11 protein-coding genes are annotated in these 22,029 nt (G+C 67.7%); all 11 read right to left on the reverse strand.

All coding sequences use genetic code 11. The features are described 5' to 3' along the window. Positions 1-54: 54 nt before the first annotated feature. The 11 genes from ACFC0O_RS19545 to ACFC0O_RS19595 all read right to left on the reverse strand — a co-directional run bounded on the left by ACFC0O_RS19545 (position 55) and on the right by ACFC0O_RS19595 (position 22,029). Positions 55-2,679, reverse strand: a complete 2,625-nt coding sequence (locus tag ACFC0O_RS19545; protein ID WP_375959687.1) for a DUF4132 domain-containing protein — start codon at positions 2,677-2,679, stop codon at positions 55-57. Positions 2,680-2,962: 283 nt separating this feature from the next. Continuing rightward, positions 2,963-4,681, reverse strand: coding sequence for an ABC transporter ATP-binding protein (locus ACFC0O_RS19550; protein ID WP_375959689.1), 1,719 nt, complete (start codon positions 4,679-4,681; stop codon positions 2,963-2,965). Further along, positions 4,678-6,420: an ABC transporter ATP-binding protein gene (locus ACFC0O_RS19555; protein WP_375959691.1), complete on the reverse strand. Its 1,743-nt coding sequence runs from the start codon at positions 6,418-6,420 to the stop codon at positions 4,678-4,680. The genes ACFC0O_RS19550 and ACFC0O_RS19555 overlap by 4 nt, the downstream gene beginning before the upstream one ends. Positions 6,421-6,431: 11 nt before the next feature. Further along, complete coding sequence (locus tag ACFC0O_RS19560) at positions 6,432-6,665, reverse strand: response regulator transcription factor (protein WP_375959693.1); 234 nt, start codon at positions 6,663-6,665, stop codon at positions 6,432-6,434. Positions 6,666-6,690: 25 nt separating this feature from the next. Then, the gene (locus ACFC0O_RS19565; RefSeq protein WP_375959695.1) at positions 6,691-7,884 is read right to left on the reverse strand and encodes a thioester reductase domain-containing protein; all 1,194 of its coding nucleotides are present in this window, start codon (positions 7,882-7,884) and stop codon (positions 6,691-6,693) included. Between the two features lie 22 nt (positions 7,885-7,906). Next, positions 7,907-9,154, reverse strand: coding sequence for an aspartate aminotransferase family protein (locus ACFC0O_RS19570; protein WP_375959697.1), 1,248 nt, complete (start codon positions 9,152-9,154; stop codon positions 7,907-7,909). Between the two features lie 9 nt (positions 9,155-9,163). Continuing rightward, positions 9,164-9,565, reverse strand: a complete 402-nt coding sequence (locus tag ACFC0O_RS19575; protein WP_375959699.1) for a type II toxin-antitoxin system RatA family toxin — start codon at positions 9,563-9,565, stop codon at positions 9,164-9,166. Between the two features lie 23 nt (positions 9,566-9,588). Next, entirely contained in the window at positions 9,589-11,376 is a 1,788-nt protein-coding gene (locus tag ACFC0O_RS19580; RefSeq protein WP_375959701.1) for an acyl-CoA dehydrogenase family protein, read from the reverse strand. Then, positions 11,373-13,202 carry an acyl-CoA dehydrogenase family protein gene (locus ACFC0O_RS19585; protein ID WP_375959703.1) on the reverse strand — a complete coding sequence of 610 codons (1,830 nt, stop codon included), beginning with the start codon at positions 13,200-13,202 and terminating at the stop codon, positions 11,373-11,375. Before ACFC0O_RS19585 ends, ACFC0O_RS19580 begins: the two co-directional genes overlap by 4 nt. Further along, positions 13,199-14,800, reverse strand: coding sequence for a PfaD family polyunsaturated fatty acid/polyketide biosynthesis protein (locus ACFC0O_RS19590; protein ID WP_375959705.1), 1,602 nt, complete (start codon positions 14,798-14,800; stop codon positions 13,199-13,201). Before ACFC0O_RS19590 ends, ACFC0O_RS19585 begins: the two co-directional genes overlap by 4 nt. Then, positions 14,797-22,029, reverse strand: a complete 7,233-nt coding sequence (locus ACFC0O_RS19595; protein ID WP_375959707.1) for a beta-ketoacyl synthase N-terminal-like domain-containing protein — start codon at positions 22,027-22,029, stop codon at positions 14,797-14,799. The genes ACFC0O_RS19590 and ACFC0O_RS19595 overlap by 4 nt, the downstream gene beginning before the upstream one ends.

Consider the following 22,029-nt stretch of genomic DNA (forward strand, 5'->3'; position numbering starts at 1 on the left):
TTGCCCGACTGATCCGTGTGACGCAGCTCTGCAACCGGTATCGATCTGTCGCTCTCATCCAACACGGAGTGCCTCGAGTTCGCGGATCAGCTCCGACGCGGTGACCGGGTCGACGGCATGCAGATGGGTGCCGGTCAGCTCGACGCCGATGATGGTGTGGGTGGAATACCGCATCAGGTCGCGCCATTCGAGGCTCGGGGAGATCCGAAGATGGACCGACCCACCGGCCGGGAGTGGTCGCACCATTCGGTCGATGGCGCCGTCGGAGGATTCCCGTCTCCAGCCATGGTGCGAGAGCGCCAGCAGGCGACCCGGTGCGGTGTCGAGGTTGTGGTATCCGCTCAGGCCCGTGGCGAACACGGCGGAGTCCGGGGGCCAGAACGACCGATCGAGTTGCGGGAATGGTTGCAGCATGGCGTAATCCGTGAATATCGATGCCCAGGCGGAGGCGGATGAGGCCAGTTGCAGCGGATGGGCGATGCCCACCTCGGCGTCGTCGGCGATGGCGACCAGGTCGTCGTTCACGTCGGCGAGAGTGAGGTCCTCAGCGATGCGGAAAGACTGCTGGATGCCGCCGTCGGGGCCGAACGTGGCCCAAACCAGTCGGCGGGCGAGCTGGCGCAGCATCGGATGATCGACGAACAGTTCCCGGAATGCCTGCTCCGACCAGTGTCGTCCCGCGATCATGGCCTGTTCCAAGCGTCGAACCTGCTCGCGAGCAACCTTTTTCGCTTCCGCCTGCAGCACTGTGAACTGGTTGTAGGCCGCCGCGGCCAGGGCGCGGTCGTCCTGCGCGGCGGGCTTGGGCAGTGTTTTGCGGCGCGGGCCCGCTGTCCAGGAGCCGTCATCCGCTCGGCGGCCCTCGAGGACGACGGGTCTGAGTTGTTCATCGAGATCGATGACGAAACCGCGCGATCCGTAGTCCAGGGTGAGTCGGCCATTCTTGCCAATACCGAATGTCGGTATGGACCGATCGGCCAATTCGTCCGTGGTGATGTGGTGCCGGGCCGCGACGGCATCGAGCTTGGCCCGCACGGTCTTTCGGAATCCGCGCTGTTTGGCGCGCAGGCCGATGTCGCGCAGGTGCCCGAGGGCGGCCGGAGTGCCGATCTCGGCCAGCACATCGAGACCGGTGACCGCGCGGGCCGACGCCGACTGCCGCGGCCACTGCAGGATCAGCGGCACCAGCAGCCGTGCGGCCTCGTCGTCACCGAACAAACCCACAGCGCGCAATGTCCATATTCCACCCGCCGGGTATTCGGCGAACACCCACGCCTGGAACAGACCCCACACGAAGCCTGCCATCGACATCGGATCGACAACCGCCGAAAGCTGCTCGACCGCAGCGTGATCCGGAGTTCGCTTGGCCAGCAACCCACACACGACGTGCACTGCCGACTCCGGCAGGGCCCGCGCGGAATCGACGGTCAGCAGTGGCGGCAGCACCGGCACTGTCAACCATGGCGGTACCGCGGCCGGTTTCCGGCGCGGGCGAAACACATCGGGCAACTCCGCTGGTTCGACAACCGGAACATCGGGCAGCCGAACGCCGAATTCCGCGGCCAGGTGCGGATGCCGCCAGGCATGGATCCGCAGCAGTGTGCCGACTGCCGCCGACTGCTCGGAGCCCGCCGACAGCAGCCGCATGGCCCGGCGCGGGAAACGTTGTGCCGCAGCCATTGCCGCGGTCGGCACTCCGTACCGGTCCAGATTCTGCGACAGCAGGCTGAACGCCTCGTCCGTGGGCAGATACGACAGTATGTCGGCCAAGTCGGCCGTATTCTCCCGATACCATCCGGTCAGGTGATCCACGAAGGCAACCGCCGCAATCGTTTTGGCTGCCTCCGGGCCGACGCGCGCGGCCATACCGATGTACTCGGCGGTCGGCACCGAACCACGATTGCGTGGCCGCAAACGCGCGATGAAAGTCTCCAGTTGAGGTGCTGTCGTCACGGCACCGGCCAGGCACGCGTACATGGTGTGAGGCCAATAGTCGTCCGCAGGCGGTTCGTCGAGGTCGGCAGCGACCCAGGACTGCTCCGTCGGCACCAGATAGCTCGTAGCAATGCGGACCTGAAGTATCCCTGACGCAGAACGTATTTCGCCGAGCCGAGCAATGACGGCGCGGTAGTCGAGGTCGGTGGCGGCAGCCAGGTGTTCGCGTGCGCGCTGCAAAGCGGTCAGCGAACTGAAGTGGTAGAAATACCGTCCGGCATACAAAGGCGTCAGGTCGTAACCACGGCCAGCCGGTCCGTCGCGGTACGCGCGAATCATCGTGGTCGCGATAACCGCGGCTTCGGCGGCGATCACCACACCGCGCTCGGCCACCCACGCGTCGACGATCGTGGCCCAGTCGAAACCGTCACCGTGTAGGTGTTCACGCTCTGCCACCACCGCCAGCGCAGCGGCCCCGACCGCTGTCGCCGAGCCCGGATCGGCCAACGCGGCCGCCCCGGCCTCTGCCGACCGGGCAGGCCACGAGGCCGCCAGCGCATTACGCAGCGCGTCCTGTCGATCCCCAATCAGCTTGCCGTACAGTTCGACAGCGCTCGGAGCGGGCGTGAACGATCGATCCGTCCCGAACCCGCGCACCGGCGGCGAGACCACACTCCAGGCCGCGGGTACCTCCCACGCATCCTCATCCAGATCGCCACGATCACGCTCTATCCCAGTGGCCATCGGCCCCCCTCTTCAATACCGCGAACAACTGCCGGTATTCAAGCAAACGTGACCGACAGATGCGGAGGCCGACTCGCTGCGCCCGGCACCGTCAAATCCGCAGCGCCAGAAGCGCAGTGATGCTGTTGTGGGGAACAGCGAGCTGAGGGGTCTTCACCATAAATGGCGTGTTTGTCGGTGCGCCGCCGCATTCCACGGTGGTGGCGGCGTTGCGGGGGGCTGGGCGGGCGAGTGGGCCGGTTGATGCTCGGACAATACGTCGACCACTAGCGACTTGGGCCGCTCAGGTCAGGGACCAGGTGCGGGCTCGGTCGCGTTGGGCCCAGAAGCCCGCGTAGCGGCCCTTGGATGCGATGAGTTCGGGGTGGGTGCCGTGTTCGACGATGAAACCGTTGTCCAGGAACAGGATTTGGTCGGCGCGCATGACGGTGTGCAGGCGGTGGGCGATGACCAGGACGGTGCGGTCGGCGGTGAGGGTGGTCAGGGCCTCTTGGACGGCTTGTTCGTTTTCGGGGTCCAGGGCCGCGGTGGCTTCGTCGAGGATGACGATGGGGGCGTTCTTGAGGATGGCTCGGGCTATCGAAACTCGTTGGCGTTCACCGCCGGACAGGGAGGCACCGGCTTCGCCTACGCGGGTGGACCAGCCGTCGGGGAGGCGGTTGACGATTTCGGTGACTCGGGCGGCGTCGGCGGCGGCGCGGACTTCGGCGTCGGTGGCGCCGGGGCGGCCCAGGCGGATGTTCTCCTCGATGGTGTCTTCGAAGAGGTAGACGTCCTGGAAGACGACGGAGATTCGGGACATGAGGTCGGCGCCGGCCAGGGAGCGAATGTCTACACCGCCCAGGAGGATTCGGCCTTCATTGACATCCCAGAAGCGAGCGATCAGGCGGCCGATGGTGGTCTTTCCGGAACCGGAGGGGCCGACCAGGGCGGTGGTGGTGCCCTCGGGGATGGTGAAGGTCACCTCGCGCAGGACCGAGCTGTCGCCGTAGCCGAATTCGACCTTCTCGAAGCGGATCTCATTGCCGGACAGCTCTTTCGGCGTGAGCGGCTCGGGCAGCACCGGTTCGTCCAGCAGCGCGATGACGCGATCGAGGGCGCCGGTGGCGGACTTCAGGGTCGAGCCCAGGATCGCCAATTCGGCGATGGGCTCGGTGAATCGGGCCGCCAGTACCAGCACCGCGAGCAGGGTCGCGACCTCGAGGCCGCGGTCGAGCACCAGGTACACGCCCAGGACGATCACGACGGTGAAGGTCGTCTGCACCGCGACGCTCAATCCGACCAGGCCGGGCACCGTGGCGGCAAGCACCCGCCGGGACGCGGCGTGATCGGTGCGCAGCGCGTCATCGAGCAACCCGTCGCTCTCACCTCGCCCGAAAACCCTCAGCACCGGCTGCAATTGAGCGAATTCGACGACCCGGCCACCGGTGACGGACCGGGATTCGGCACGCCCGGCATCAGCCTTCGCACTCAGCGTCACACTCCAGCGATAGACCGCCACGATCAGCGGAACCATCACCGTGAGCGCAATCGCGAGCCGCCAGTCGAACAGGTACATGGCGAGGACCACGGTGAGCGGTGTGACCACGGTCGTCACCAGCGGCCGCAGCAGATGCGCGGGCACGCCCATGATGTCCATGACGCTCTTGGTGGCGAGCTGACCGAGCTGACCCACCCGCTCCGCCCCGAACCAGCCCAGGGGCAGCGTGGACACGGTATCGCCCAGCCGCTGATGCAGGCTCTTGGACAGCGCCGAACCGACGTCCACGCCCAGGCGCATGCTCACGTAGTACGCCACCGAGTACGCCGCGGTGACGCCGAGCAGCAGATAGACCCACGGCCATACCGATCCGGGATCGGATCCGAAGAGCGCCTTCAGGATCGGCACCAGCAGCGCGAACGCGATGCCCTGTAGCACCGCACCGGCGACCAGTACGGCGAGCATCCGCCGCAGCGCCCGGTCATGCTCGGCGCCAACGGCTTTCAACAGTTTGCGAATCATGCCCCGGTCCTCTCGCTGGTGCGTTCGTATGCCGCCCACATGCGGGCGTAGCGGCCGTCGGCCTCGACGAGTTCGCGGTGCGTACCGCGTTCGGCGATCACACCGCCGTCCAGGACCACGATCTGGTCCGCCCCGGTCACGGTCGAGAGCCGGTGCGCGATCATCAGCACGGTCTTGCCCGCCGTCAGTCGCGAGAGTGCTTCCTGCACAACCGCTTCCGATTCCGGATCGACGTAAGCCGCGGCCTCGTCGAGCACGATGATCGGGGTGTCCGCGAGCAGCGCCCGCGCGATCGACACCCGTTGCGCCTGCCCGCCTGACAGCTGGACGTCCACCCCGTAGATGGAGTCGTAGCCGCGCGGCAGCGCCTCGATCTCCTCGTGCACCCCGGCCGCCTTCGCGACCGCCTCGATCTCTTCGTGGTCGGCCTCGGGCCGGGCCATGGCGATATTCGCCGCGATGGTGTCGCGGGTGAGCCGAACATCCTGGAATACGAAGGCGACTCGGCGATAGAGCTCCGACGGCGCGATCTCGCGCACGTCTACACCGCCGACGGTGACCGCACCCGCACTCACATCTCGGAATCGCGGCACCAGCGTCGCCAGGGTGCTCTTACCCGCACCGGACGGTCCGACCAGCGCGGTCACGGTCCCCTCAGCGAGTTCGAGGTCGATACCGGCGAGCACCTCGGTGTCGCCGTCGTAGGAGCAGTGCACCCCGTCGAACTCGATGTCGTTGCCCTGCGGCACAAGCGGGTTCGCCGCCACCGGCAGCACCTCGGCGGCGAGCGTCTCGCTCACCCGCTGTGCGGCCGACTTGGCAAGTCGCAGTTCGTAACTGGCGTAGAACAGCGCCAGTACCGGAGCGGTCAGGCCCACCCCCAGTAGCGCGTACGGCAGCAGGTCGACCGCGGTCAACCAGCCCTGCGTCACGAAGATCGCTCCGCCGCCCAGTACCGCCGCCAATACCGCCACCGGCGACAAGACCACTTCGGCCGCGGTCTTGGAGTTCAAGGTCGAGCGCACCCACGCGGTGAAGAAGGCGGCGAAATCGTCCGCGGCCCGCGCATAGCGCGCATGCGCCCGCCGGGTCTGCCCGAAGATCTTCACCACCCCGATCCCCTGCACGAATTCCACAGCGCGACTATTGATCTCGGTCATCGCCTGGTCGTACTCCCCCATGCGCGGCCCCATCGCCGCCATGGTGATGGTGTACAGCCCCAACCCGACCACCAGCGGAGCGATGGTCACCAGCGTCATCCGCCAGTCCACCCACACGAGGTATGCCAGCGAAGTCACCGGAACCACCACCGCGGAGGTGAGCTCGAGCATCGAATGCGCCACCAGATGATGCATCGCCTCGACGTCATCGGTGACGACCTTCTTCACGGTCCCCGAATTCCGGTCGGAGAACCACGCCAGCGGCACCTCACGCAGCCGCTGCACCAACCGCCGCCGAATATGGAGTTGCAGTTCATTGTCGGCGAAGTGGGTGATGCCGCCCGCGGTGAGCAGCAGAATCGTGCGCACCAGCAGCGCGACCACCGCGACCAGCACCCAGCGCCACGCATCGTGCGCACGGTCCGGCCCGGTGCCGACCAGCACCCGCCCCAGCTCGGCGATCGCGATGAAGGGCAGCACCCCCGCGATCGCACCGAGCCCCTGTGCGAGCATCGCCGCGCGCACCCGCCATCGAATCGGCTCTAGCAGCGCACCCAGTACGGATTCGCTCTGTGCCATGACCCCTCCGTTCATACGGCGGCCGATGCGCGCACCGCGGCGTCGCCGAGTTCCTGTCGGCTGTGGATTCCGAGTTTGATGTAACTACGTTGCAGGTGGTTTTCGACTGTCCGTACCGAAATGAACAATCGTTCGGCGATCTCGCGATTCGGCATGCCCTGCGCCGCCAGGGCCACGATCACGCGCTCGCGGCGGGTGAGGGTGGCGGAGGTATCGCGCTGGGTGGCGAACGATACGATGGTCATCGAACTCTCCTGCTGCTCGAGTGTCTTACGGTGCGGGCAGGAACCCGCTGCGGACGAAGAATTCCGCGTAGGTGGTGAACAGTGCCGCGTCGATCGGCGGGCAGCTCACATCGCCGCCATCGGGTCCGGTTCCGTGCAGGAATCGGCGGGTGATCTCATCGTCGAACGGCGGCTGTTCCTCGTGCTCCATCAGCATGGTGGTGCGCAGCAGCGGGAACATGACGTTCTCGACGTCGGCGGTGATCGCCTTCATCCATTTGATGATGCTGACCTCGCGCAGGTCGTATCCGGCGGCGCGAATGAAGTCGCGGATCATGGCGGAATCGATTGCCACCGGCCCGATCTGGTGATAAATGCCGCCGATCGCGGTGTCCTGCCGGGAGATCGCCACCACGGCCGCGCACACGTAGTCGACCGGCACCAGATTCATCTTGAGCCGGAATTTGCGCGGGTACGCACCGGCCTGAATCGAGCCGATCACGAAGCGCCATACGAAATCATTGCGCTGGCAGGCGCCGGAGCGCGAATCGCCCCATACCTGGGTGGGCCGGTGCACGGTCACCGGTACACCGCGTTCGCGCGCCTGGGCGATCAGCTGTTCGGCGACCCATTTGCTCTTGGTGTAGCCCAGCGGCATGCCCGCCGCGGGACCGGTGCGATGCTGCTCGCCGCGCGGGGTGGTGTTGTCACCGGTCTGGCCGCTGAACACGCCCGTGGTCGAAATATGGTGCAGCGGAGCAGAAGACGCGCACGCGAAGCGCAGCACCTCGTGAATTCCGCTGACGGTGGACTTGCGCAGCCACTTGTACGGGGTGAGGAAATTGACCTTGGCCGCGGTGTGATAGATCGCCTCGACGCGACCGGTGAGATCGCGATAGTCGTTCTCGGACAGGCCGAATCGCTCCAGGGTGATATCGCCCGGCACGATTTCGATCCGCTCCATCGCGATGGCGGCGGTCAGGTCGTAGGTTGCGAGGTTGGCGCGCAATCGTTCCCGGCCCGCCTCCACCGAGTCCGCGCGGACCAGGCAGTGCACGGTCAGGCCTGCCGCGAGCAGCTCGCGCAGCAGGAACGCGCCGAGAAAGCCGGTCGCGCCGGTGAGCAGCACCGACCGCGCCGCCGCAGCGGAGGTGCGCGGGATGAAGCCGCGGATATCCGCCGCCAGCACGCTGTCGGCGGCGAGTTGTTCGGCGTCGCCTTCGATTTCGAGGGATGTCATGTCCTGGTCCTCCGCGCTCTCGTCACGCCGTTGCGGCGCATGCCTGTTCGATGGATCCGCGCAGCAGGAACAGTGCCTGCGCCACATCCGCCGAGGTGGCCACGATCGGTGGGATCAGGCGCAGTACCTCGGGACGGCTCAGGCAGGTCGAGACGACCAGCCCGCGCTGGGCCAATCCGACCTGTACCTCTCCGGCGAATTCGGGGGTGTGGAAGTCGATGCCCCACAGCAGACCTCGGCCGCGCACATCGGTGACGACGGTGTCGTGATCACCAACGATTCCGGCGAGCCCGGCGGCCATTTCGGCGCTGATGCGTACACCGTCCGCGATGTGTTCCTCGATCGCGGTCAGTGCGGGGATCACGGCGGATGTGGACAGTGGATGCCCGGAGAAGGTCGCGGTGTGCAGCACCGGATCGGCCGCCAGCGGCGCGTACAGCTCTTCCGAGCACACCAGCGCGGACACCGGCACGATGCCACCGCCCAGCGCCTTGCCCAGCAGCACGGCGTCCACCGGCAATCCGGCCGCGAGCGCGATGGAGCGCTCACCGCAGCGGCGCAGCCCGACCTGGATCTCATCGGCGATGACGAAGGCCCCGGCGGCCTTGGCGTCGTCGCACCAGCGTTCGAGGATCTCCGGATCCAGTGCGGTGACACCGTTCTCACCCTGCACCGGTTCGAAGATCAGCGCGGCCACCTCGGTCTCGGCGAGCACCCGCGCGACCGCCTCGGCGTCCTCGGGATCGACGTGCACCGCACCGCCGAGCAGCGCGTCGAGATTGCCGCGGAATCGGGGATGGTGGGTAAGTGCAAGCGCGCCAAGGGTTTTGCCGTGGTAGGACCCCTGCACCGCGATGACCGTGCTCCGGCCCGTCGCAACGCGGGCGAGCTTGACCGCGGCCTCGACCACATCGGCTCCGCTGCCGCCGAAGTACACCTTCGGCAGCGTGCCACCGAGATAGTCGACCACGTTTTCCGCGGCCAGTGCGGGCACCGGGTTGAGCACCGAGCGGGTAGAGGTTGGCATCGAATCCAGCTGTGCGCGAACGGCGTCCACGACGGCGGGGTGACGGTGTCCGAGCAGCGCTACCGCGTAGGAGCCGAAGTCCAGCGCTTCACGCCCGTCGGACAGTGTGATCCGGCAGCCATTGGAACCGGCCTCGACCGCACCCTGTCCGGTGAACTTGCCCGCCAATGCCATCGACGGTGAGAAGTGCCGCTTGACCCGCTTGAACGTGGCCTTGGCGTCGGATGCCTTGATATCGCTCATCGCACTCCCCTACTGCTCGGCCCGGGCCACGACCGAGCCCGCGTAGCCTTCGAGCGCCTTGGCCACGGCGGGATGGATCATTTCCGCGACCAGCGGCATGCCGATATCGAACAGCACGCTCAGTTCCAGCGCGTCGGGGTGCACCTGCCAGTACCCGTGGTAGACCGCGAGATCGCCGTCGGTCTGGCGGAATTCGATGCGGTGGGTCTCGACGGAGATGACATCCTCCTGCTCCCACTCCATCTCGGAGCCCTTGAGCTCGACCACCCAGCTGCTGGTGCGCCGGCCCTGCTCGTCATCGAGGATCTCGACCTCGTTGACGCCGGTCATGAATTCCGGGAAAGAGGCGTAGTCCAATAGGACGTCCCACACCTGTTCGGCCCCGCACGACACCGCATGCCGCGTGGTCATCGAATACACCATGCCAATTCCATTCATTCCGTGGTTCCGGCGTCGCCGGATGCCTGTAGCTGGATCTGCCAGTGCGAGAACAGCTTCCGGTCTCGATGCAGAAGTAGGAGCACCTCGGCGACGCGATCGATCTCGGCGACGCCGGTGCTGGTCTCGGTGGGGTGGAAGATGCGCCACACCCGTTCCAGGCACAGCAGCAGCACCGCGCCGTCCGGGAACGGATCCGACAGCGCCGCAGCGGAATTGACCGTCAGGTGGATGATCGCCGCACCGGCGTGCAGGGCACAGTACTGTTCGGCGAGGCGATACAGCTCGGCCGAGGAACCGTAGTCGCGGCCCAGGCGCTGCTGGGCGTCACGCTGCTCGGCCGCGAGCCGATCCGCCTGGCCCAGTAGCCGTTCGGCGAGGTCGGCCGAACGTTCCAGCCAGCCGCGCTGCTCGCCGTCGCGGGTCAAGGCAAGCTCGCGCAGTCGCTCGATGGCCGCGGGCAGCGCCACCAGCGCGATATCGCCGTCGCGGCAGAACAACTGCTGTCGCGCAGGAACCCAGGTCTCCAGCTTCGCGTCGATGTCGTACATCAGCGCGACCTTGGCCGCGGCGGCCTCGCGCTGCTCCGGAGTCGCGGTCTGCCCGCGCGAGAGAATCGTCTCCAGCTGCGCGCCGACGCTCTTGAGGTTCACCACGGTATTGCCATCGGCGAACACCGATACCAGGATGTCGCGCAACATCTTCTGGAAGATGCCGTAGTGCGGATGTTCACGCAGGTACAGCCGCGCGCCCAGCACCAGCGACAGCTGCGCGAGGGTGCGCTCGAGCGAGGTCGGCACGAAGTACTTGACGATCGCCGAGAGCACACCGGCCTGTTCGGGGCACGCTTGCAGTCCGCGCACACCGCCCGTGGCGACCGCCTCGGCCAGCAGCAGATCGGCGAAGCTCTCGGCGATCTGGCGGCGGGTGTACGGGATCTGGTCGACGGTCTTGCCGAAGATCTCGCGGGTGACGATGAAATCGCATGTCACCCGCAGCGCGGTATCGGCCGCACCGAGCGCGATACCGCTGATGGTGGTGCGCGCGACCTGGGCGCTCTTCAGAACCAGTTCCAGCCCTTGGCCTTCGGTGCCGATGCGGTGGCTTTCGGGGACGAAGACCTCGTCCAGGCGGATACCGCTCAGATCCAGCGCACGCAGCCCGTGCAGACGCTCACCCGGCACCTCCCGCACCGAACCCGCTGAGCACAAACGCTTTTCGATCGCGAACACCGACCAGTCGCCGGGACCGCCGCGCGCACCGGTGCGGGCGTGCACGGTGACCACATCGGCGAGGGTGGCCATACCGATGAGCCACTTCTCGCCGGTGAGCAGGTAGCCGCCGTCGACCTTCTCCGCGTGCGTGTCATTGGCGAGCACATCACTGCCGTGGTGCCGTTCGGACAGGCCCCAGGCCATCTTCGCGCCATTGTTGATCATCGATACGAACCGCAGGCGCTGTTCGTCGCTGCCACCGATCCAGGTAGGCATGAAGGCCAGATCGGTGAGCATGAGCGCGCTGGCGGTGGTGGGGTCGCGCCGGGCCACCAGGCGCAGCAGCAGGAATCCGGTCTCGACATCGCCTGCGCGCCCGCCCCATTCGGCGGGCAGGCAGTATTCGTGCACCGCGCGCCGCTGGAGTTCACCCACGAGTTCGTGCGGGAATTCCTCGAGCTCGTCGTAGCGCAGGATCCGCTGGAAGGACAGCAGGCTCGCGGGGTCGTGCGGGTCACCGAGGTCGCGTTCGAGCTGTTCGGCGATCGTGAGGTTGTGCTGGGCGGTCATGAGAGCGGGTGTCCTTTCTCCCGCACCGGATCGGCGTGCGGTCCGGCCAAGGGGATCGGCACGGCGGAGAACAGCCGCCGTTCCTGGCTGAGGCGCGAGACGACCGCGAACGCGGTGCCCGCCAAGGGAATCGGCAGTCGTGCGGTGCGCTCGCTGGACCGGTCGAGCAGCAGGGCCACGGCGGCGGTCAGCCAGCCGACCGCACCGGGCGGGCAGCGGTACAGCGAGCGGTCCCGGTTGAACCACCACAGGTGTACGCAGGACGCGGCGGCGGTCAGATAGCTGATGCGGCGGGCCAGATCCAGCTGTGCGACACCGCGTTGCACGGGCGGCAGTTCGCCGAGACGGCGGATATCGGCCACGGCCGAGCGCACCTCGAGTTCGAGCAACTCGAGTTCCTCGAGCAGCTGGGTCGCATCGCCTTCGAGGATGCCGCGATCCAGCGCCGTGGGTTCGAGCACCGCCCGCATCTCGGCGAGCACGCCGGAAAGCGCACCGATCACCACATCGCGGCGCGCGGACAGCGTGAACCGTCCCAGATCGAACGGCGGCAGCTCGCGCCCCAAATCGAAGGTGGCGGCGAGCAATTCGCGATCATCCGGCGCGGGCCGGGGATCGGCGAAGCAGTTCAGCTGCATCGACACCAGGCGCAGATTCGCCATCGGGCTGGTGTCGAAGAACCGCACCGCGGCATTGTCAGCGCGCAGTACATCGAATGCGCCCGCCGCGCCTTCGCGCAGCACACTGCGGGTGCCCAGCACATCGGCGCAGCGGGTGAACACCTCTTCCGAGAGTCCGGTCAGCACCGTCTTCAGGGTGCCCGACCACAGGCTCTGCACCTCCGGGAAGGTGTGCATCGCCCGCACGCACCCGAGCGCGGCCGCATCGGCGGCGATCAATGCCGCTGCCGCGGTGCCGAGTTCGCGGCGGTTCGGTGCGTGATTGTCGACCGGGCGATTGGCGACCATATGCCCGCGTGCGAAGTCCAGGGTCAGCCGCAGCGCGCTGTCCGCACCGGCAAGATTGGCGGCGGTGCTGGTGGCGCGCACGATCTGCATGGCCTTCATGGCGGTTTCCATACCGCGACCGAGCGGTCCCACCAGTGCGTCGGCCTCGACGGGAATATCGTCGAAGTGGAATTCGGCGTAGCGCGCGCCGCGCATGCCGGCGACCCGCTGGAATCGGATCGAGGCACCGGGTTCGGTGGTGCGAGAGGGCACGTCGAGCGGGTCGGCGAGGATGACCGCGCTGAACGCGGCCGGACCCCGGCCGCCGGTGTGCGCGATCACCAGGGCCGCCTCGACCTCGCGGCCGAAGCCGACCAGCCATTTGACCCCGTCGAGCCGCCAGTGGTCGCCGGATCGGGTCAGCGCGCAGGTATTGGCCAGTAGATCGCTGCCGTGCTCGGGTTCGGAGAACGCGAAGCCGATGGAGCGGCCACGACGCAGCAGGTCCACGACCCAGCGGCGTTGCGCCTCCGAACCAGCGAGCAGTACGCACGTGGCCGCGGTGATATCGATCATGGTGGCGGGCATGAGGGTGAGATCGCGCCGGGCCGCCACGCGCACCAGTGCGTAGGTCTCGTCGTAGCGCACCAGTTCACCGCCCGCGGATTCGGGCACGTATGCCAGCCGCAGCAGCGGGCCGACCGCGTCGGACAGCGCGTCGGGGAATCGGCCCGATTCGGCCCGGGTGATCATCGCGGCGAATCCGCACGCGTTGTGCGGGTCGTCGGTATCCCCGAGTGTGGCGTCGAGTTCCGCCGCCGCCGAATACAGTTCGGCGGCAACGGTTTCAACGGCGGTGGTTTCGACGACGGCGGTCACAGTTCGTCACCGATCTGTTCGGCCGGGGCCGGACGGTAGTCGCCGCAATCGAGCGGCAGCCGCACACCCGCGAGCGCCAGCTGCTGCACGCGCGTAGTGAAGGCGGCCCCGTGCAACAGGTTTCGGGCGACATCGACCACGCGGCGGTTCTCCGCGGCGGCCAGGTAGGACCCGCGCACCCACTCGTTGAAGCTGCCCATCGCGGGCCCGCACCAGATCTGGTAATCGAGACCACGATCACCGTCGCCGACCACGGCCCAGCGCGAGGCCATGCCGAGATACCAGCGGAAGATCAAGGCCATCTTGCGTTTCGGGTCACCGGCGGCGCGGGTGAGCTGATCGGGATCGCGGCGGGTGAAGTACTCCACCACGTCCTGCCAGACCTCATCGACGGTGCGGCGCAGGATCTGGCGCTCCAGCTTGGCCAGTTCCTCGGCCGGGACCGCGTCCAAACCCGGGTAGGCGCAATACAGTTCGTACAGGCGCTTGGCGCGCATCGCGAACATGGTGCCCTTCTTGAGCACCTGAAGCTCCACACCGAGTTCGAACATGTCCGCGGCGGGAGCCATCTCCACATCGGCGACCCCGGCCTGGGCGAGCAGATGACGCACTTCACTGGAAGTGCCCGCCTCCAAGCAGGATTGGTTCACCGAGCCGGTGACGATGTAGTCCGCGCCCATGGCGAACGCGGCTGCCGCGGCGATCGGGGTGCCGATACCGCCCGCCGCTCCGACCCGCACGCGCACCGGCAGGTTCAGCTCGTGGCGCAGCTGATCACGGCGGCGCACCAGCGACGGGAACAGTGTGGTGAGCGGGCGGCGGTCGGTGTGACCGCCGGAGTCGGCCTCGGCGGTGATGTCATCTGCGAGCGGTACCAGCCGGGCCAGCTCCGCCTGCTCGGCGGTGACCAGTCCGGCCGCGACCAGTTCGGCCACCATGGCCTCGGGTGCGGGCCGCATGAACTTCTCGGCCACCTCGGCACGAGAAACCTTGGCGATCACCCGATTTCCGATGATCAGACCGCCGTCCGCCGAGCGGGCGAGCCCGGCCACGCGGTAGCGCACGATATTGGGCGTCACATCCATGAACGCCGACGCCTCCACGCAGCGCACGCCGTAGCGCAGGAACAGCTCCACCGCCGCGCGCTCCAGTTCGGCTTCACTGGGGCTGTGAATCAGGTTGGCGGCGTAGGGAAGTCCGGGAATCTCGGCGGCGAAGCGTTGCAGCGCGGCCTCCACGTGGGCGGGCAGCATGCCCGCCGCGCCGAACGAACCGAGATATCCGGCCCGTGCGAGGGCGATCACGTAGTCGGCCGAGGCGATACCACCGGCCATCGCACCGCCCATGTAGGCGTACTTCACGCCGTGGTGCGCGCGAAAAGCCGCGGAGCCCAGGCGATCCGGGGACAGTGGCCCGACGGCGGCGATCACGGTCGCGTCATCGAGGGGGCGGTGGGTGCTCAGTCCGATGCCGTTACCGTCCGCGGTGTGCACGACGTAGATCGGAGCGTCGAGGTCGACGAGGGTGTCGTAGCAGCCCTGGACGGTGGTGTGGACTGCGGGTTCGACGGCGTGTTCGGTTCCGACGGTGATACTCATCGTTCGTCCTCTCGGCGGTTGTGCACCTCGACGGCGATATCGGTGATCTCGTAGATGCGCATGCCCGGTTTCCAGACATTGGCATCGGCGATGACCAGCGTGCGGTCGTCCTCGCGGCGAATTTCCTTGATGTGCAGGTCGAAGGTCATCGGGCCCTCGGTGCGCAAGATCTGGCCGCGGTACTTCCAGGTCATGGGGACACCGAGCGGCATGGCGAAGACCGGATCGTCGAGTTCGGTTCCGATGCCCTGTTCGATGGCGTAGACCTGCAGGGCCTGGATCAGCGCTTCGACGCCCAGCGAGCCGGGCATGACCGGGTCGCGGTAGAAGTGGCATTCGAAATACCAGTCGTCATGGTCGATTTCGCGGTGTCCGCGCAGGTAGCCCCGGTCAAACTTGCCGCCGCCGGAGACGATGTCGACGGTGTCGACCATGCGCAGGTGGCCATCGGCCAAGCGCAGGCCCGACCGGGTGAACCAGTCGTCCCGGCCGCGTACGGCGAGCGTGCGAATCGCGTTGGCGGGCAGCTCTTCCTGCTCGTCCAGCCACGGTCCGACGTATTTGCCGCCGTCCAGGCCGACCTGGTTGGACAGGGCGTCGGCGGTGTGGAAGCCGAACATGGACTCACCGCGGTAGAACAGCTCACCGTCGGCGAACAGTTCGTACGCGAACTTCTGGAGCGAGGTGCCGGGCATGATCTGGCTGAAGGTCATGCGCGTGTGCTGGCGAATTGTCTTGCCGCGCAAGTCGATCTGCTTGACGAGGCTGGCGGTGCCGTCCAGGTTGCGGATATTGAGTTCCTGGTCCGGGGTCGCCAGGCTCGCACCCTGGTAGTAGCCGAGCAGAATCGCGGCTTGAAGCGAGGATTCCATGTAGACGCAGTTGGGCATGCCCGGGAAAGCGTTCTCGTGGAAGTACCAGGCTTCGGGCGGGCAGTCGTATTCGGTCTCCATGGTGGAACCGGACCTCAATTGCCCACGCACGCCGCTGAATCGCATGATGCGGTCCACGAACCTGAAGTCCCCGTTGGGGATATAGGGGGCCTTGCGGTCGGCGTAGATTTCGAATTCCGGGCCCATGGCGGTGGCCAGATCGCCCTTGGCGGCGTGCGCCAGGTGCAGCTCGTTGATGAACGCGGGTTCGCCGTGGGCGTTGCGGCGGCCGAGAAACGCTGGGATGCCGCCGGTTTCGGGCCGGTACGGGGTGCCGGGCTTCTCGCGAACCTGCACACCGAAGTTCTGCATGCTGATCATCGCCTTGTCGCCGTCGTACACGGTGATATCGGCGATCACGGCCGGGCGCGGCAGCATGGTCAGCTTGGTGATCTCGACGTGGTAGCGGATCTGGCGCTGTCCGGGGGTGATCTGGCCGCGCACCTTCACCTGGGTCTTCAGTCCCGGGATGGACTGGAATTCGGCATCGGGCAGCACCAGGTGCATGCCCAGGTACATCGCGTACACCTGGAGCAGCTGCACGCCGCCTTCGGCGACGAGTGAACCGGCGAGCACCGGGTCACCGGGGAAGTGGCACTTGAAGTACCAGCCCTCGGGGTCGAGATATTTCACGGCGCTGATCTCGCCGAGTGCGCACGGACCGCCGAGGCGATCGATCTCGGTGATCTCGTCGATCATGCGCAGCATCGAATCCGGCAGGCGCAGTGAACGATTGCAGCCGTCGGCGGTCTGGTCCCAGGCGGGGCCGAATACCTCGGCGGGGCGGCCCTGGGCGAGCAGTTCCAGGTCCGTGCCGGTCAGGGCAGTGCGATCGGTGCGGGCCAGCGGTTTGAACCAGGTGCGGGTCATGGCCTCGCGGCGTCGGCGGTCCGCGATATTGCTCACCACGCCGAGCGAGTTCTCCAGCTCCAGCGGGGAGAAGAAGCCGGCGCAGGCGTTGAGCAGTTCGAGGATGAGCACGCCGTCGGCGTAGCAGCGGTAGTTGAAGAAGAACAGCAGGCTGTCGCCGTTCCAGACGAAGCGCGCGATATTGATCTCGTAGCGCAGGGTCTGGCCCTCGCGCGGCAGGCCGCCGTGGAAGACCAGTTCGCTGTCCAGCAGCCGGTAGACGCGCTGGCCCTGATTGCGGAAGTCGATGCCCAGGTAGCTGATCAGCAGTAGATCGCACTGTCCGGCTTCGATGGTGACCGCGCAGGGCACCAGGCCGTCCACGGTGTACCAGGCACCGACCGGGACGTCGTATTCGGTGGTGATCGAGGACGGCTCGTAAACGCCTGGGGTGCCGTCGATTTCGGTGACACGGGTGACGAAGTGGTACGGCGGCTCAGGCAATCGGACGCGGACCGGGTAGGTGTCATAGACCGCGAAGTCGGGGCCGAAGACGTTCTCGACTCGGCCCGAGGCGAATTCGAGCAGTTGCGCCTCATCCCAGATCACCGGGCGGGCGGGCTGTGACGGTGCGGCCGGGAGCGTATCGGAAGGTGGCACCGATCCGCGGCTCGCTTCGAGGGCGTCGAGACTGGCGTGCGCGAGTGCGCCCTGCACGCGCAGGAACGACTCGTGAGCGTAGGTGACGCTGTGGCGCATCGGTTGCAGGACGCGGGTGCGCGCCGCGACCACGTAGGGCGAAGCAGGCTGCGGCGCATTGACACCGGGGGCGTACGCGGCAGCGGGTGAGGCGGCGGCCCCGGAGGCGAACTGGGACACCGCCGCCGCACCCGGAGTGAACTGGTGCGCGGTGGAGGCCGGGGGCTGGGATGTCGCGGCCAACGCGGCGGCGGGCGCGGGGATGAATCGGGACGGGGTGGCAGCCACGGCGGGACGACGTTGCGGCAGGTACACGAAGGGTTCCCCCTCGATGATGATGGCATCGGGTTCGATGGTGATCGGCATGAGCAACTGCGCCTCGACTTCCTGAGCGGCGCGACGCGCATTCGATTCGGCGAGGATGGGGTGGGCGCGCTCGCGCACCCGCTCGACGAGGGATTCCCCTCCGCAGGTGACCGTGGCGCGGAAGGCCGGGCGCGCCGGTGCGGCGGGCGCGGCGGGGAACAGGCGGTCCAGGCGGACGTCGACACCGTGGCTGACCAACCGGGCCAGGGCCGCGGATACCGATTGACCGACGGACATGCCCCGGCGGTCCACCGCGACCGCGACATGCTCGCGCGCGCCGAGGGTTTCACCGATCCAGCGGGTGCAGGTGGCCCCGGGACCGACTTCGATGAACACCCGGAAACCGCGGTCGTACGCGTTCTCGGTGAGCTTGGCGAAATCCACCGTGGTGCAGAGGGTTTCAGCGATGCGGTCCGAGATGACGGTGCGGTCGGACATATCCACGGTGGCGTAGTCGAAGCTGGAGAGCAGCTCCAGGCCGGTGGCAGGGGCACCGAGTGGGTGGTCGTTGAGCGCGGCGAATTCGGCTCGCTCGGATTCTACTGCGGCGCAGTGCATGACGTGATTCGCCGGAGCCTTGGCGGCCTTGCATCCCAGTGTTGCGATGAGCTCGCGAACCTGTTCGGGGAAACCGGCGACCACCACTTCCCGAGGGGTGTTGACGTGGGTCAGGTAGACCCGGTCCAGCGTGGCCAGGGCCGCGCGCACCTGCTCGGCATCCGCGAGCAGGACCTGGGTGGTCCAGACTTCGCGGTCCGGTGTCTCGTCGGGCAGCTGCCACAGCGACCTGATGAGTCGCTTGGGGCCGCGCAGCTGATCGATGAACAGCGGCGAGCGATTCAGCGCGGCGTCATCGCGGACGGCGGCGTCCCACACGTCCATGGCGAAGAGCATGCTGCTCTCCCCCAGGCTGTAGCCGAAACCGCCGTCCGGGCGAATGCCCAGGGCGTCACGCAGCATTCGAGTCGAGAGCACCGCGGCATTGGTGCCGATGGCGAGCATGGTCGGGATCGACTCGATCAGCTCGCCCTCGTGCCGCATGAGGGCGGTGCGGTCGAATCCCAGTGTACCGCTGGGGAACACGGCCGCATGCTTGTACTCCGACCACGGTGCTCGGGCGTCGCGTTCGAACTCCGAGAGCAGGCCGGGGAATGCGGTGAACAGGTCGCGGCCCGCTCCGGGGTAGGCGGTGAACGCGCCCGGATAGACGAAGGCGATCCGGCCCTGCGCACCGACCGGGCGCGCGGTGCAATAGCTACCCGAGGGTGTCGTCCAATCACGCTCCGCAGCAATGGTTTCCGGAAGATGCTTTATTGCCGCATTGAGCTCGCGACGCGCTCCCTCCGAGTCAGTCGCGACAATGACGGCCGTATAGCGGCCCGGGCGCGCGGCGTCAGGACGCTCCGAGAGCGCGGCGGTCTCGAGCCCCGAGCGCGCGGCGTCATCGAGCTGCGGGCGCGCGGCCGTGATCCGGTCGCGGGCCAGGTCGATCACCGGGACTCCGGCGTCGAGCGCCGCGAGGCAATCCAGCGCGGCGGCAGCCAAGTCCGGTCCGCTGTCGGCGGAGAGCGGGATCAGCACCGGGGCAGTCGCGCCCGGCCAGTCGATCGTCTCGACCGGGGGGCGTGCGGGAGCGGCGGATAGCACGATGTGTGCGGTGCGCGGGCCGTCGACCGCGTGCACGGCGGCGACGAGGCGGTCGTCGACGCCGCATCCCAGCCACGGGACCGCGGCGTCGAGCAGGCGCAGTGCGGAGTCGGTGAATTCGGCGGCGGTACCGGCGATCTCGCGCAGCTCCGGTGTGGCAGGGGGTAGTTCGCGGTGGCGCAGGCTCAGTGCGGCGGCGACCACGCCGACCAGCACGCTCGCCTGCTGGGTGTCGCCGACCAGTGGTAGGTGCCCGGCCAACGCACAGCCGGGGGCATCCGCACCGCGGTCGCCGTACAGGCGGGTCAGGTCGGTCAGGCTCGCGGAGTCCAGGCCGCTGGCGAGTTCAAGGTATCCGATGTCTTCGGGTGTCAGGCCGTGGTGGGCCAGTGTCGAGCGGATTTGGCGCGCAATCGATTCGACGCCGTTGACGGTGGTGGCCACCGCGTCGAGGGTGAGTGCGGAGTCGTCGGTGGCGCGGGTCAGCACGACCGCCGCCGCGCCGTCGCCCAGGATCGGGCGCACACCGTCGGCGAGAGTTGTTCGGACCAGGGTGTTCTCATAGCCCGCGGCCAGTTCGACGCCACCGACCAGCACCGCTTCCACGGTGGGATCCAGCAGCAGCAGTCCGGCGACCTCAAGGGCGCGAGCGCCGCCGGTCGCGTCGGCCGACACAGTGAAAGCCGGACCGGTGAAATTGTGCGCGGAGGCGATGCGCGCGGCCATCACATTGCCGATGTAGCTCAATACCTCGTTCGCGCCGATGGGATCGTGCAGTCCGGCGCGCACGGCGGCCTCGAGCCGATCAAGCTCGTCGGCAGTGAGATCCATTGCGGTGCGGGCGCACTCGGCCCGCACGTGCGCGCCGATATCGAAGCGGGCGCGGTGTGCGTGCGAACGCGGTTCCATTTCCATGGCCACGACAACACCGATGCGCCGATCCGGCCGGTTCGGGGCGGCGGTCAATCCGGCCTCCGCGAGGGCTTCATCCGCGGCCTCGAACAGCAGCAGATGCTGCGGATTGGCCTGTCGCAGTTCGGCGGGCGGCATCCGATAACCGCGCACATCGACCTCGACACTGTCGGCGTAGCCCGCCGCCGAGTCCTGTTCCAGCTCCTCGATCCCGAGCGCTTCCGAGCCGTACCAGCGGGTTTCGGGGCGCGTAGTCAACGCCGGTCGACCCGCACGCCGTGTGCGGCGCAGCGCCGCGAGACCGGCGACTTCCCCGACGCGCACGCCGAGGCCGGTGATCGCCATCCGAACCGGGTGCGCGACAGTCGATCCCAGCGCGTCGCTCGCGGCCGAGCCGGGTGCGAGATTCGCGCCGGACGAGGTGGGCGTGGTGTTCACATCGGCCGATTCCGGCCCGGGACGCACGGTGTCGGTCAGCACCAGGTGTGCGTTGGTGCCGCCGAATCCGAATGCGGACACCCCTGCCCGGCGCGGACGATCGCCATTGTCGGGCCAGGTCCGGTTCTCGGTGACGAGGCGATCGGCAGCGGACTCCGCGCCCGCGGGCCGAATCGGCTCGGTCTGCGTCGGCGTCGCGGGGATGACACCGTGCCGCATGGCCATGATCGCCTTGAGCACACTCGTGAAGCCCGCGACCGTGAGCAGATGGCCCACATTGCCTTTCACCGAACCCAGCAGCGGAATGCCCGCCGCGCCGAAGAATTCGGTGAGCCCCCGCAACTCGATCGGATCACCCACCGGAGTACCGGTGGCATGGCATTCGATGTAGTCGACCGTGCGCGGGTCGACCCGGTCGTCGTACGCCTGCCGGTATGCGGCCAGCTGCCCGGAGATGTTGGGCACCAAGGGATGTGCGCCCGCACCGTCGTTGCCGAGGCCGATGGACTCGACCACCGCGTGAATGCGGTTGCCGTCGCGCACGGCGTCGGCCAGCCGCTTGAGCACGAACACACCCGCGCCCTGGCCGGTGACGATGCCGGTGGAAGCCGCGTCGAAAGGCTGGCTCACCCCATTGCCCGGATAGGCGTGTAAGTCACTGAACGACAGGTGAATCAGCGTCGGATCGGGGGCGCACACCGCACCGGCGAGCACCACATCCGCGGCACCGGTGGCGAGGTAGTCGCGGCCCAGGCTCATGCTGTACAGCGCAGAGGAGCACGCCGCGTCCAGTGCGAGCCGCGGCCCGTGCAATCCGAGCGCATCGCCGACGACCGTGGTGGGCAGACCCGACGGCCACAGCGACCGCACCTGTTCGTGCGGCTGCCACGGCCCGGATCCATTGTCCGGCAACGACAGTCCGGCCTGTCGCAAACCACGGCTGACGCCCTCCTCGAAGAAGGGCAGGCACAGTCGGACCGATTCCTCGGTGGGGAAGGAGTAGTTGCCCAGGACGAGCCCGGTGCGATCGAGCACCGGGTCGTCCTCGGCGATCCCGGCGTCGGTCAACGCCTGCCGGATCGCGTACAGCGGCCACCGGACCACCGCTCCCAGGTCCTCGACGAGCTGCGCGTCGATGCGCAGTCCCGCGTGGTCCATGACCGGCTCGGTGACGAAACCGCCTCGTACGGAGGTGATTCCGTGCGTCTCGTCACCCCAGCCGCCGGGTGTGGCGGGGTCGGTGCCGAAGGTCTCGGCACCGCCCGGCCGGCGCAGGTCCGCGCCGGTGAGCAGGTTGTCCCAGAACTGCTGGGGCGTATTGGCGCCCGGGAGCAGACAGCCGATGCCGACAATGGCGATCGGTGTGCCGCTGTATGTGTCCGACAT

It is taken from the genome of Nocardia sp. NPDC056100 (genome assembly GCF_042266325.1).
In the GTDB taxonomy this organism is placed as follows: Bacteria; Actinomycetota; Actinomycetes; order Mycobacteriales; family Mycobacteriaceae; genus Nocardia.

Coding starts and splice junctions, on each gene's coding strand:
- ACFC0O_RS19575 (WP_375959699.1), bottom strand. CDS start 9,565: ATGACCACGCGGCATGCGGTGTCGTGCGGGGCCGAACAGGTGTGGGAC.
- ACFC0O_RS19565 (WP_375959695.1), bottom strand. CDS start 7,884: ATGACATCCCTCGAAATCGAAGGCGACGCCGAACAACTCGCCGCCGAC.
- ACFC0O_RS19560 (WP_375959693.1), bottom strand. CDS start 6,665: ATGACCATCGTATCGTTCGCCACCCAGCGCGATACCTCCGCCACCCTC.
- ACFC0O_RS19545 (WP_375959687.1), bottom strand. CDS start 2,679: ATGGCCACTGGGATAGAGCGTGATCGTGGCGATCTGGATGAGGATGCG.
- ACFC0O_RS19555 (WP_375959691.1), bottom strand. CDS start 6,420: ATGGCACAGAGCGAATCCGTACTGGGTGCGCTGCTAGAGCCGATTCGA.
- ACFC0O_RS19595 (WP_375959707.1), bottom strand. CDS start 22,029: ATGTCGGACACATACAGCGGCACACCGATCGCCATTGTCGGCATCGGC.
- ACFC0O_RS19570 (WP_375959697.1), bottom strand. CDS start 9,154: ATGAGCGATATCAAGGCATCCGACGCCAAGGCCACGTTCAAGCGGGTC.
- ACFC0O_RS19550 (WP_375959689.1), bottom strand. CDS start 4,681: ATGATTCGCAAACTGTTGAAAGCCGTTGGCGCCGAGCATGACCGGGCG.
- ACFC0O_RS19580 (WP_375959701.1), bottom strand. CDS start 11,376: ATGACCGCCCAGCACAACCTCACGATCGCCGAACAGCTCGAACGCGAC.
- ACFC0O_RS19590 (WP_375959705.1), bottom strand. CDS start 14,800: ATGAGTATCACCGTCGGAACCGAACACGCCGTCGAACCCGCAGTCCAC.